Raw genomic sequence first — 13,210 nt, 5'->3', positions numbered from 1 at the left:
GAAGCCGCACTTCTGGTATTTATTTGGACTGAGATGCTACAAAAAATCAATTTAGAGGATATTCTTTTTCTTGACATCGAGACCGTACCCGAACATTCCGATTTTGAGGAACTGGACGGTGCCAAAAAAGAACTTTGGGAGCAGAAATCGCAATATCAGCGAAAAGAGGATGTGACCGCGGAAGAATTCTACGAGCGTGCAGGCATCTGGGCCGAATTCGGAAAAATCATCTGTATCTCGGTCGGTTATTTCAATATCAAAGGGGACCATCGCGAATTTAGAGTGACCACTTTTCACGGCGAGGAGGCCAAATTATTGAAGGAATTCAAAAACCTCTTGAACTCACATTTCAACCATCCCAAAAAATTGCTCTGTGGGCATAATGCCAAGGAGTTCGACTTTCCGTACATCGCACGTCGTATGTTGATCCATCGTATCGACCTACCGTATAAGCTGAACCTGTTCGGCAAAAAGCCTTGGGAAGTTCCACATCTCGATACCATGGAGCTCTGGAAATTCGGTGATTATAAACATTATACTTCCTTAAAATTGATGGCCAATGTGTTGGGCATACCATCCCCTAAACAGGATATCGATGGTAGTATGGTGCGTGAGGTTTACTATAAAGAAAAAGACCTCGACCGAATTATTACCTATTGCGAATTGGATGTAGTGACTACGGCGCAGGTATTTCTTCGGTTGCGGAATGAGGAGTTATTAGATGATGGGGAGATTAAGAAGGTGTAAATTAATATTTAACCATTAAACTTCAACTGAATATACACCGGAAAGTGGTCGCTATACCCGCCCAAATATTTTTTCCCTGCAAACGTACGAAAGGGGCTGCCCTTATATTTTCCCTTGAATTCGGTCAAAAACTGGTCGTCGAAAATGTTGGCATGGGCAAAGCTATGGGTGCCTTTTTGATAGTTGAAAAAATTATGCGAGACCATAATCTGGTCGAACAGGCTCCAGCTTCGTCTATGGGTGGTACTTCCACGCGCAAACGGGGCATGTAGTTTTTCCATAGGGTTATATAGCGCACCTGATTTCATCAAGGTCTGAATGCTGGTCGAAGAAGGGTCGTCGTTAAAATCGCCCATAACAATATAATTGGGCATTTCTTGATGTTCTTCGATTTTTTTCATAAAATCTTGGATGGTATGGGCGGCAACAATTCTCTTATAATCGGTTTCTTCAGCGCCATCTCTTCTTGACGGCCAATGGTTTACAAAAATATGTACTTCTTCACCGTTCAACCTTCCATGTACATATAAAATATCACGGGTCGTATCGCGTTCGCCGTTTAAGTTCTCTACATATAAGGTTATGGGTTCGGAATGGAGCACTTCAAAAAAATCCTTATGATAGAGTAATGCTGTATCGATACCACGCTCGTCGGGAGAGTCATAATGCACATACCCGTAGTCAATATCCCTTAGCGGCTCGGCACCTATCAGGTCGCGGATCACGGTTTCGTTCTCCACTTCGGCAATCCCCACCAAAACAGGTACTTTTTGTGAAGATTTTTGACCGATTTCGGAAATAGTTTTCGACAGTTTGTACAACTTCCGCTTATATCGCTTTTTTGTCCATTTTTTAAAACCAGTTGGTGTAAAGTCGTCGTCCAAGGTATTGGGATCATCCTCGGTATCGAACAGATTTTCCAGATTATAAAAGGCTATCGTAAATAGCTGTTTGCCTTTTTTCCGTTTTAAAAATGAAAAAATCATGTGCTTGTGGGATAAGGATACTAAAATTACGAAATAAGCTAGCTTGGTATTGATTAAATTTGCACTTTAATCCACCACATGCTAGAGAAGAAAGACATAGACTATGAAAAGGCGGTATTGATCGGTGTCATCAATCGCGAACAGAATGAAGAAAAGGTAACGGAATATCTAGACGAACTTGAATTCTTGACCTACACGGCAGGGGGAGAAGTCGTTAAACGCTTTGTTCAGCGCATGGACCCGCCCGACCCCAAAACCCTTATAGGGAGTGGAAAAATGAAGGAGGTGGAGATGTTTGTGGAAGAAAATGAAATAGGATCGGTCATCTTCGATGATGAACTGACCCCGGCACAACAACGAAATATCGAAAAACAACTGCGTTGTAAAATCATCGACCGAACAAGCCTGATCCTCGATATTTTTGCCCAACGTGCCCGGACCAGTTATGCAAGAACTCAAGTTGAACTGGCCCAATATGAATATCTGTTGCCCCGATTGACCGGACTCTGGACACACCTGGAACGCCAACGAGGTGGTATCGGAATGCGTGGCCCCGGTGAAACCGAAATCGAAACGGATAGACGAATCGTACGCGACCGTATTTCTTTGCTCAAAAAGAAGTTGTTAAAAATCGACCGGCAAATGGAAACCCAACGTGGCAATCGTGGCGCTTTGGTTCGAGTTGCCCTTGTCGGATATACCAATGTCGGAAAGTCTACCTTAATGAACGTCATCAGCAAAAGTGATGTCTTCGCCGAGAACAAACTCTTTGCTACCCTCGATACTACGGTACGCAAGGTGGTCATTGGAAACCTTCCATTTTTACTTAGCGATACTGTCGGTTTTATTCGAAAGCTACCCACACAATTGGTCGAAAGTTTCAAAAGTACTCTGGATGAGGTAAGGGAGGCCGATATGTTGCTTCACGTAGTCGATATCTCGCACCCACAGTTCGAGGAACAAATCGATTCTGTAAACAATATTTTGGGAGAAATCGAAAGTGCCGATAAAAAAACAATCATGGTCTTTAATAAAATTGATCAATATGAACATGAGACCATCGATAGTGATGACTTGACCACAGAAAAGACCGAAAGGCACTTCACGATCGATGAATGGAAAAACACCTGGATGCAACGTGTCGGTAAGGATGCTATTTTTATTTCCGCCCTAAACAAAGAGAACATGGACGAGTTTCGAAAACGGGTCTACGATGAGGTTCGTGAAATTCATGTCACGCGTTTTCCATACAATAACTTCTTGTACCCGGAGCATTTAGATCAGTATTGAAGAAAATGCCAAACCTGGCTGCTGGCAGGTAGGTTCCAAAAATTGAAACTGGGTAGAAATTGGAATTAAGTGCAAAGTAAATTAGACCTTCATTTTCTTAATTGAGATGTAGTTCATCCAAGAAATCGCACCACTCATATTTTTCACAACATTCTCAGGTAAGTTCACAACAATTATTTAGATACCTCGGGAAACCGGCTTAGATTTACAATGTAATTAAGTGATAGTGTTGACCCCAAATCGCACTGTGAGCTTGACCGAAAATCTAAAAACCGGTTTCCCCAAAGCCAACTTTTAGAACCTATAAAAGCTTAGACCAAATTTTACGAATAGACCTACTTACAAAAAAAAAGCCCCGCTAGTGCGGGGCTTTTTTTTGAAACACTCTTTGTAAAGAACTAATTTGGGGCAATATCCCCAGCTGCATTGTTGGAAAAATCATTACTCGATTCGCTCAATACGTTGCCACCCTGTACGAAATCAATACCCCACGAACCACTATCCTTGATAGTACTATTCTCAATAGCAAGGGATCCTTGACAGTGAATCACTATGTTACCTTGCCCACCGGCATTGTACATTTGGTTGCCGCCGCCACCTATAATCTCACAATACTTCAGAACATTGGCAGAAGTGCTCGAATTTATTCCAATACCGCGCCATGTTCCTTGTCCCTCTGTAATCCCCCTAAAAATAATAGGTTCTTCCTCCGTACCTTCGGCATGCAGGGAGCCGGTAAGCGGTGTACAATCAAAACTCGCATGCCCAAGAATTATTCCTATAGAGGGTTCAAATTCTAAAATTACCCCAGGTTCTATGGTCAATGCTCTTCCCACATAGGGGGCCGTTCCTGATCTAGCCTTTCCAATGCGGTAGGGCACTTCCAGTTTCGCAATCGTAAGGTCGGCGTCCGTAATTGACTGGCCCATTACCTCAATATAGCCCCTGCCATTCCCTTCTGCATAGGACGAAGCCACATCCAACTGGTCTACTTGGGGAAAGTGGATCAAAATAGGAGCCAGTTCATTATTGGTCAGCATGTTGTTCTCAAAATCTTCAAGTTTCGTGTCCTCATCCAACATATAGACACCAAAACCTCCGCTATCGGTAATACTGGTATTCTGAATTTTCACACGGGCTTCGCACTGCAAGGTAACATTGGCTGCAAAGGAAGAACCATTATAAAGATTTGCGCTTCCCCCTCCAGAAATGTCACAGTAAATCAAATTATTGTTCGGACTGGTTGAATTAAAACCGATACCCAGCCAAGTGCCTTTGCCCGCGGTCACACCTTTAAAGACAATATGATTTTCGTCGGTACCAGTGGCATTCAAGGAACCTGTGGTGGTAATACAATCTGATGCCTGTTCTCCTAACCTAAATCCAGCTCCGTTCGTAAATTCCAGAATATTACCTGCGCCAATGGTCAAGGCATTGTTGATATTATATCTATTACTTTCAACAAAACGGTAAGGTACGTTCAAGGTCGCCATACTTACTTCTTCCTCAAGGTCATTTTGACGAACTTCTATGTAATTCTTGCCATTGCCCGTATATGCCGTAGCTTCATCCAACGCACCGATTTGGTTAAAAAACAGGCCTACGGGTGCACTTTCATTGTTGGTAATGTTGTTACCGGAGAATTCGTCCAAATCACTATTATTCGTAATAAAAACTCCGAATCCGTTATTGTTGCTAATGGTGCAGTTCACAATGGCGCCTCGCGAATCATCGCCTTGACTTAGCTGAACAGCCCCTTTTTCTTTGGATTGCCCTGATGCCACCCTCCCGGCATTCATCACGGTAACGTGTTCTAGCCGGTTTTCAGGATGGTTAGAGGCAAAATAAACTCCCTTCCATACTCCTTTGTTTTCACTGGTACCTATAAATTTTATGGGGTCTGAAGCTGTGCCTATGGCTTTTAATCCTCCCCCTTCAACAGTAAAAATGCCACTCGCTTCTCCCTCAAAGGCAATGATTACTCCGGGTTCGATTGTGAGCAGGGCATTTCCTTTAACCAAAATTTCGCATTGGACAATATAATCAATGGCATCACCTGCTTCTACATCTTCCCAAACAGTATCTTCGGTAATCTCATTGTTGCCGCAATCGAATGCGGTACCAGTGACAACCGTAAATGAGGGTCCTTGTGCATTTTTACCGTTAACAGTTACAGCCACAGCTCCCGAAGTTGCCTCCGCAGGAACTACGGCAATCAATTGTTTGGTGGAAGATGATTTTACGGTACCTGCCACACCATTAAAGGTGACAGCATTGTCGTCCAAAAAACTGCTAAAATTTGTGCCGGTAAAGGTTACTTCAGTCCCTTCAATTCCACTTGTGGGACTAATCGATGTTATCGTAGGGTTCTTCGCTACAGGGTCGGGAGTTTGATTTTCAACCGGTTCACTTTTACTGCAACCCATAAATGCCCCTAAGAACAAAACTATTCCTAAAAGCGAAAGTAGAAATGGAGCATTTTTAATTCGCCGATCCAAAGTCAAACTTATGAGATTCTTGATTTGAAATTTTGTTTCCATAATCTAAATTTTTAATAGTTTACTACTTAATTATGAGGAACTTTTTTTGCCAGATTTAGCCAAAGGCCTATTGAAAGTAAACCAGCATATGCACCATTTCTTCGGGATCGGGCACATGGCCGCCCCCAAAGGTTTGTCCATTTATATGGTATAGGACTGGGATTACAAGGGCCACTTCATCGGTAAGAATGCACGAACCATGTTCGAGAGTCACGTCAATTTTTCCACTAGCATCGGCAACCGCAATGTTCTCCGTACCGTTGGATGCACCTATCGGTGGGTTGTTGAAGTTGACAAAATCATTGGCAAAATCAATCTGTTCACCTACTTTTCTCGTTTTTTTGAGAAAGGCCAACCAAAAAGTATAGGTGCCATTAGGGATCATCCCCTCCAGAGCAATTTCAATAGTAGAAGAATTGCCATTGCAATGCACAATCATGTTTCCTTGTGCGGTTTGAAATTCTGACAAAATAACCTGATGCCCATCAGGAGCCTTAATTTCAGTGAGCAAGCCTAAAGGTTCATCGAAGTTGTTTTTGGCATATAACGGTTCATTTGGATCTGTTGGGGTATTTCCATTCATATCGACAATTTCTTCCAATATTTGGACGCTCCCAAAGTTCAAATGGGCTTTTACAGATTGTGGCTGAATGACAAAATCTACAGTCGCCGTTTGATTTGCCTGTACATTTACCGAAACGGGAAGGTTGGTCACTATTTCGGTTGACAAGGGCGGTAATAGGGTAGCACTATATGTGCCGAGGTCTTTCGTTTCGCCTTCAAAATTGCCGGAGACATTTGTAATCATCTCAACTTTCTCCGATCCTTTTGAAAATGTAACTCCAGTTTTAGGATAGGGATTGCCTTTTTCATCTTTTACCGTACCCTTTATGGCCGACCCCCCAATGGGTATTGGTTCTGGGTTTTGAGGTGGGTCACTTTTACTGCATGCCATAAGCACCATTGAAAAAAGAATCATGGCCGTAAATAAAACATCGCCTTTAATAGTCCTGTTGTTTCTTACTGTTTTCATAACTGTAGATTTTTTGGATTTACCATTATATATGGGGAGCATTTTTTAGTTGTCTTTTTATTTCAACCAATTGATGAATCAAAGCTATTTCATTAGTTTCCAGATTGCTAACAGCTGGGTTCCAGATGATAACAATAGGGTTCCAGGGTTGGAATCTTGGTTCAAATGATAAATGGTAGCTATTTAATTATAGCTGGAGATATTGTGATGATGGATGGTGAAAAAGCAGGCCGTGAGCGCTCCGTTTGAAGTTTCTAAAATGCTTAATTTTTTAAGCTCGATATTGTGATATGTAAACGGGTACAGAAATTTAGGTCTACTGTAAAAGTTATGACAAATTCCTAAAATTTCTTAGATGTTGACGATAGCTATCGGGAATCAATATGCCGACGGTACTACTCCATAAAGTTCCTTGAAGCACTTTGCGAAATAAGAGAGATTGCTAAACCCGACCTTGTAGGCAATCTGAGTAACACTGTCCTCTTTTTGTGACAATAATTGGGCAGCCCTTTTTATCCGAAAATTGCGGAGCAGTTCTCCGGGAGCTTCGTTGGTCAGCACTTTTAATTTTCTATGCAGTTGAGTTTTACTCATGGCCAAGTTATCCTGCATTTGGGGCACCCCAAAATCGGGACTGGAGAAATTCGTTTCGAGTAGTTCCAGAACCTGTTCCAAAAACTTTTGGTCAACGGAAGTGACTGTTATTTTTTTCGGATCGATTTTCACTGCTTTGTTACTAAACAGCTCCCGGAGCTTTTGTCGCTGCTCTATAAGGTTTTTTGCCCGCACAAGTAGTTCCTTGCCATCAAATGGCTTTGTCAAATAGTCGTCGGCTCCTGTTTCAAGACCTTCCAATTTATTGTCCATTCCCGCTTTGGCGGTCAACATGATTACCGGTATGTGGCTGGTATGTAAATCGGTCTTCAACTTTTTGCAGAGTTCTATCCCATCCAATTTCGGCATCATCAAATCTGTAATTACTAAATCTGGGGAGTCGGCAATTGCTTTTTGCAGGCCTACTTCACCATTGACGGCCTCCTTTACCTTATAGAATTCAATCAGATGCTGCGTTATGAAGTACCGCATGTCGCTATTGTCCTCTACCAACAAGATGGTAGGCAGCTTTCTTTTATCGGTACTGGACAAGGCGAACGGTTTTTTAAGCACAGGTATTTCTAAGGTTGGAACATCTTCTAAAGTTTTCTTCTGGCGTGTTTTGATTTCTTGAATGGGCAATTGCACGGTAAAGAAGGTGCCCTTACCCTCTTCACTTGAGACGGTGATGGTGCCGTCCATCAATTCCACCAAATCTTTGGACAGTGAAAGTCCGATACCCGAACCCCCTTTATCACGAGTGTCGCTGCTATCGGCCTGATAAAAGCGATCAAAAATAAAAGGAAGTTTCTCGGCAGCGATACCCTTGCCCGCATCGGAAACCTGAATTTGGAGGCCATATTTATTATAATCAGTCACAAAAGAAATTTTAGCACCGTCACTACTGAATTTAAAGGCGTTGCCCAATAAATTATAAATTATATTTTCCAGTTTATCCCGGTCAAAAGAGGCCCAAAGCACGGTTGGGGGAATCTCTACTCTATAATCCATATTGCGTTGTGCGGCATGCGAATTAAAAGAGGATGCCGCTGCACGAATACATTTATAGACATCGCCCTCGGTGGGTGCCAACTTTAAACTGCCCTCGTCTATTTTTGAAAGATCCAGCAATTGGTTGACCATATTGAGCAGGCGATTGGCATTGCGTCTAATCATTTTTACCGTATCCATGTTCAGTTTTTCAGTGAAGTTCTGTTCCATCTGCTCAATGGGGCCATTGATCAACGTAAGTGGCGTACGGAACTCGTGGGAAATGTTGGCAAAGAATCGGGACTTGGCCTTGTCCAATTCCTGCAATTTTTCTGCTTGTATTTTTAGTTGGTTGGCCTGATGTTGTACTTCGGATGTTCGCACGGCAATTAGTTTTTCCAAGGCTTCGTTCTGTGCCTTCAATTGGCGGGAACGCAGTTTTAAGATGGTCCAAAAAATCCGACAAAAAGTAACAGGTATACTAAATAGGCCCACAAAGAGCGATACCAAGGGGGCAATATTGAAAAAGAAAAAAAGCGGGTTCGCTTACTTCACCATGAACATCTTTAGCTCTTACCAAAAACTGATAGTCCCCCTCATATATATTCGTATAGTCTTTTTGGGTTTCATGACTCCAATTGGACCATTCTTTATCAAATCCTTTTAAGAAATATTGATATGTTTTGGATTGGGAATCATCAAAAATAGGTGCCGCAAACTGAAATCGTAGCCCTCTATGGGAGTGTTTAAGCTTGGGATTGTTAAAGGCGACTTGCACCCCTCCGTATATAATGGAATCTTGTCCGGATATTACTTTTCGAATAAATGTTTTAAACGGTGGAACATTTTCGGGATTTTTTGGAATCTCGTAACGTACTACGTCCTCACTTCCTAACCAAAACAAATTTTGATTTTCCCAAAAAACCTTGTAATGGCCACTAAACCTCCAATCCTGTAGTTTTGTGACCCTGTATTTTCCTGTTTGTGCGTTTTTATACGAAGAAAATCTAGACGGCCATCCTGCTATGGAAAGTGATTTTAATAGCATATAGGTGCCGTTGTCTTGAACTGCCAAAGGATGTACCATTACGGAATCCAATCCGAACTTTTTGCCAAATTCGGTATCTGGTATAAAGCTGTCCGCCGTAGCATCGAACTTGAACAAGGGTGGCCCCATTTCGGTATTCGCGGTAACCCGCAACTGTCCGTCAATGGTATAAACTTTGTTCCAGCCATGTGGCAGGCCGTGCTTTTGGTTGTAGTGGTAAATTTTAAGATTTTCGGGGTTCCGCTTCCATTTTTCGCCACGCATCGAAGGAAATTCTATTTTAACGACTCCGTCAACTCGTGTCCCCAACCAAAGTGTATTGGTTCCTGTTTCGGTCATTGATATGGCTTCTTCGTCAATTTGTCCGATGGTACTTTCGTTCTGCCATGCGCCTTCGAAGAAATATAACGTAGCCAGACCCTCTTTGTGGCCTATAAATATTCTATTGGTGTCTATTTGGGATCGGTAAGAAAAAACTCCCTTTAGATTGTTCAACTTTTCGATGGCCCCGTTCCTGATTTCAAACGTTCCATCGTCTGTAAGTGCCAAAAGGCAATCATTGGTGGAAAGAAGTGATGTGCATCCACTATTTATCTCATCTATTCTTTTGAATCGATACCCGTTCTCCGTGGACGAATGTTCCCAAGAGTGGATTCCGTCGTAGGTACCCACATATAATTTTCCCTTATGTCTTGCAAAGGCATCCACTGTTCCTCCGAGCCCCATTTTTTTGCCAAAAAAAGTATAGGGTCGTAAATGTTCAATATGTGAAATTCCTGTTTGTAACCCCAGCCAAATTCCATTCCGGTCATCTAAACAAATACCATATATTTCATCATTTAAAAGTCCATTCTTTGTTGTGATAGTCCTGCGTATTTTGCCATTTTCGCCAATGATAATCAACCCTCCTCGTAAGGTCGTAAAGGCATAGGTAGTATCTGGCAAGTGCAAGCCATTGTACAAACGGTTGCTTATAAGATAGTCATCGATCTCATTTTCAAACTTGCTTACGGAAGTTCCATCGTAAACAAAAAGTCCGGCATCTCTCGTGCCCAGCAATATGGAATTGTCCTTAAATGGCAGTGCGGCATAGACACGAATATCCTTGAATACTTCTCCTTGCGGAATCAGATTTAATTTTCCATCCTGTAATTCGTATAGGCCCTTTTCGTATAGCCTAAAAAATATTCTTTCGCCAACCTGAAAACCCGTATGAATTCTTCCCTTATTCGGGATTATTTGAAATACTCCGTTTCTCCAAATGTATATTGTATCGCCTCCCCGAAATACAACACCTACATTTGTGGTGAATACATTCCAAACATTCGCCGTTAGAGCATGAGATGGCGGGATTTTATTTTTTAGGGATATGTATCGGAGAAATCCTAATGAATCGGGTTCCAGATACCCCAATTCCCTATCGCCACCCACCCATTTTACGTTGTTTTCATCAATAGCTATTGACCGAACTGCATTCAGGTCATCAAGCGGTATGAGCCTCCAAGATTCTCCATCGTATTCCAAAACACCGTTGCCATTGCCTGCATAGATGAAACCATTTCTATCTTGCGTAATGGACCAATTCTGCATGTGACCTGGATACTCTTCGGTCGTATAATTGCGAATAAAAGGGTCGCCCAATTCAATACCATCCCCCGCTGATTGTGAGGTCAACAATGAAGTGATAAGTAACAAGGGGGGAGAAGCAATCGGTTCATCTCCTAAAGTATTGTATTATTAAAGATACCTAATCTTAACTAGTATCATATCAATTATAAAGCAGAACATACCATTGGTGCTAATACTCTAGTTCCTTTTCGTGAAAAAATAGTTCCATTCATCGAAGAAAGGAAACCACTCATATTTTTCACAACATTATATGATAGGTTCACAACAATAATTTAGATACATCCGAAAACCGGCTTAGATTTACAATGTAATTAAGTGATAGTGTTGACCCCAAATCACACTGTGAACTTGACTGAAAATCTAAAAACCGGTTTCGCCAAAAGCCAACTTTTAGAACCTACAAAAGCTTAGACCAAATTTTATGAATAGACCTACTTAACTAAAAAATTGCCCCGAGAACTCGGGGCTTTTTTATTTACTCAAAACCTTCAATACCATAGTATTTCATCGATCATACCACACACTTTAACGCACTTCACAACAGCTTTTGATATGTTCACAACAAAAATTTAGCAATGCGGATCGGTACATATACATTCGCCATGTATTTATTATTTGATGTTTTGTCTCAAACAAACCTCAGCTTAACCAATAACTAATATTTGGATTTGCCCAAATCTGAGCTTGACCTAAGGGTTTAATTTTTTTGACTGTTTAACCAAATTTAACGATCCTACTTAACGAAAACGCCCCGACGACGGGGCGTTTTTTATTTCGAAGAGGTTATAATAGTTGCTAAAAAGAATAGTTCAGACCGAACAACCAATAGCTCTGCGTCTTCACGTCGATATTATCAAAAGTGGGTGCAGGTGTCGGAACAGGAGTTTGCGCCAAGGCATTTGCCAGTTCTTCCTGTTTGTTGTTACGCAGGCCAAACTCAAAACCGAGTCCTATACCTTTCCATAAGGTATATCCAAAAGAATTGATCCATGTCCAGTTTGAAAGATTACTCGTTTCATAGCTCTGGAAGGTCGAGAAATTGGTCTTAAAGTTTATCGCTCCAATCTGTCTGGTATAGTCTACTACAATTTTCGCTCCCAAAGAAGATTGATAGGTCGCATCATCCTTAGCAAAAACAAAGTTGTAGTTCAATGGATGTATCACCACGACCATATCGGTAATGGGTGTCCAAGTGGCACCGACCCCTAAATCTAAATATCCAGGGTCATTAAAATTGTTGATAATAGAGGTACGATATTCCCCTAAGGCCGAAATCGCAAAATTCTTACTCAGTTTATAGCCATAAAGTGAGGTAATATTGAAAACATCGGTAGTACCGTTAAAACTATCGTTATCGGTGGCGATATCCTTGTTGTCCAACTTTACCCATTGCAGGTTGACGTTTCCTGAATTTCGCCAGAAAAACTTATCACGATCTAAATTCGCAAATGCGTTTACCCCAATGCCTATGTTTCCAGAGGAGTTATTTGGAGTACCTTGCGAATACCAGTTTTTAGATCCGGAAAGATTGGCCCCAATGGTGCCAAAAATTCCTTTTTTCCATCCCGGGAAAGCATCGATTTGACCTTGAAGGGCATCGACCCTGCCTTGAATGTCGGCAATCGAGTCTTTTTTGGTGGCTTGTTCCGTCTTTAGTTCATCAATGGTCTGGGCGTATGATGTCGAAAAGGCTAAAATCGCCAACATACCAATTACTAATCTTTTCATAATGTGTAGTGTTTTAATTGTGTTAATGAAGGGCAAATGTAAGAATTGTTAACAATATACAATCACTGTTATTAACAATTATTTGTTTTTGAACAAGGGCACGGAGGAGCATGCCTCGCCATACATGAGACTTTTTACGACGGGTTGTAGCCTTGAGGTTATTAACAAATATGCGTTGGGCGGCACCGGTTTTTTACTACAGCCCTTAATAATGACCATTTTATCCTTGAATTCCGAAAGATCCAAGTTTTCTAGTATAGATTGATACACCGAAGTCTCAAGGTCTTGAAGATTTCCTTGAACGACTTTGGCAACATAAGACTGTAGTTTTGTAGTCACCAGCATGTAAGCCCAACCGGGTACGATCGCATCGGTAGAACAGTGTAATGCCACATATGTATTTTGATATTGTTCCCAATCATGCGACAAAACGAAAGCCCTGAATTCTTTTTCTTTGAGAATAAAGCCTTCGTGAAGCCAATCCTTAATATCTAAAAGCACCCTTTTTCCTTCTGGGTAGTAATCCTCTAAATCAAAGGTGATTAGTTTGCTCTGGGCTACGCGGTTTATGATTTCTTCCTGCATCTGGCTTTTCCCTAAAGTTCAATAGATTTCCGCCTTCGCG

General features: G+C 41.6%; 9 protein-coding genes. 2 read left to right on the top strand and 7 right to left on the bottom strand.

The window, feature by feature from the left end:
* Positions 1–33: 33 nt before the first annotated feature.
* A complete protein-coding gene (locus N8A86_RS09505) occupies positions 34–747 on the top strand; it encodes a 3'-5' exonuclease (RefSeq protein ID WP_273568846.1) in 714 nt (237 codons plus the stop codon).
* Between the two features lie 8 nt (positions 748–755).
* Here the strand turns inward: N8A86_RS09505 and N8A86_RS09500 are convergent, their stop codons facing one another.
* A complete protein-coding gene (locus N8A86_RS09500) occupies positions 756–1,733 on the bottom strand; it encodes an endonuclease/exonuclease/phosphatase family protein (protein ID WP_273568845.1) in 978 nt (325 codons plus the stop codon).
* A 78-nt stretch (positions 1,734–1,811) separates the two neighbouring features.
* On the opposite strand from N8A86_RS09500, the gene hflX reads away from it, so the two are divergent.
* A complete protein-coding gene (gene hflX / locus N8A86_RS09495) occupies positions 1,812–3,023 on the top strand; it encodes a GTPase HflX (protein ID WP_273568844.1) in 1,212 nt (403 codons plus the stop codon).
* Positions 3,024–3,421: 398 nt separating this feature from the next.
* On the opposite strand, the gene N8A86_RS09490 is transcribed toward hflX, so the two are convergent.
* The 6 genes from N8A86_RS09490 to N8A86_RS09465 form a co-directional block, all read right to left on the bottom strand.
* Complete coding sequence (locus tag N8A86_RS09490) at positions 3,422–5,563, bottom strand: IPT/TIG domain-containing protein (protein WP_273568843.1); 2,142 nt, start codon at positions 5,561–5,563, stop codon at positions 3,422–3,424.
* 67 nt (positions 5,564–5,630) lie between these two features.
* A complete protein-coding gene (locus N8A86_RS09485; protein WP_273568842.1) occupies positions 5,631–6,596 on the bottom strand; it encodes a carboxypeptidase-like regulatory domain-containing protein in 966 nt (321 codons plus the stop codon).
* A 378-nt stretch (positions 6,597–6,974) separates the two neighbouring features.
* Entirely contained in the window at positions 6,975–8,603 is a 1,629-nt protein-coding gene (locus tag N8A86_RS09480; protein ID WP_273568841.1) for a hybrid sensor histidine kinase/response regulator transcription factor, read from the bottom strand.
* A 58-nt stretch (positions 8,604–8,661) separates the two neighbouring features.
* Complete coding sequence (locus N8A86_RS09475; RefSeq protein ID WP_273568840.1) at positions 8,662–10,902, bottom strand: ligand-binding sensor domain-containing protein; 2,241 nt, start codon at positions 10,900–10,902, stop codon at positions 8,662–8,664.
* 750 nt (positions 10,903–11,652) lie between these two features.
* The gene (locus N8A86_RS09470; protein ID WP_273568839.1) at positions 11,653–12,585 is read right to left on the bottom strand and encodes a DUF3078 domain-containing protein; all 933 of its coding nucleotides are present in this window, start codon (positions 12,583–12,585) and stop codon (positions 11,653–11,655) included.
* A gap of 78 nt (positions 12,586–12,663) precedes the next feature.
* The gene (locus N8A86_RS09465) at positions 12,664–13,170 is read right to left on the bottom strand and encodes a DUF2480 family protein (protein WP_273568838.1); all 507 of its coding nucleotides are present in this window, start codon (positions 13,168–13,170) and stop codon (positions 12,664–12,666) included.
* Positions 13,171–13,210 lie beyond the last annotated feature (40 nt).

Source organism: Maribacter halichondriae, from assembly GCF_027474825.1.
Taxonomy (GTDB): Bacteria; Bacteroidota; Bacteroidia; order Flavobacteriales; family Flavobacteriaceae; genus Meishania; species Meishania halichondriae.
The sequence above is the reverse complement of the archived record's forward strand: the minus strand, read 5'-3'. Positions and strand labels throughout refer to the sequence as shown.

Coding starts and splice junctions, on each gene's coding strand:
- N8A86_RS09505 (WP_273568846.1), top strand. CDS start 34: ATGCTACAAAAAATCAATTTAGAGGATATTCTTTTTCTTGACATCGAG.
- N8A86_RS09500 (WP_273568845.1), bottom strand. CDS start 1,733: ATGATTTTTTCATTTTTAAAACGGAAAAAAGGCAAACAGCTATTTACG.
- hflX (WP_273568844.1), top strand. CDS start 1,812: ATGCTAGAGAAGAAAGACATAGACTATGAAAAGGCGGTATTGATCGGT.
- N8A86_RS09490 (WP_273568843.1), bottom strand. CDS start 5,563: ATGGAAACAAAATTTCAAATCAAGAATCTCATAAGTTTGACTTTGGAT.
- N8A86_RS09485 (WP_273568842.1), bottom strand. CDS start 6,596: ATGAAAACAGTAAGAAACAACAGGACTATTAAAGGCGATGTTTTATTT.
- N8A86_RS09470 (WP_273568839.1), bottom strand. CDS start 12,585: ATGAAAAGATTAGTAATTGGTATGTTGGCGATTTTAGCCTTTTCGACA.
- N8A86_RS09465 (WP_273568838.1), bottom strand. CDS start 13,170: ATGCAGGAAGAAATCATAAACCGCGTAGCCCAGAGCAAACTAATCACC.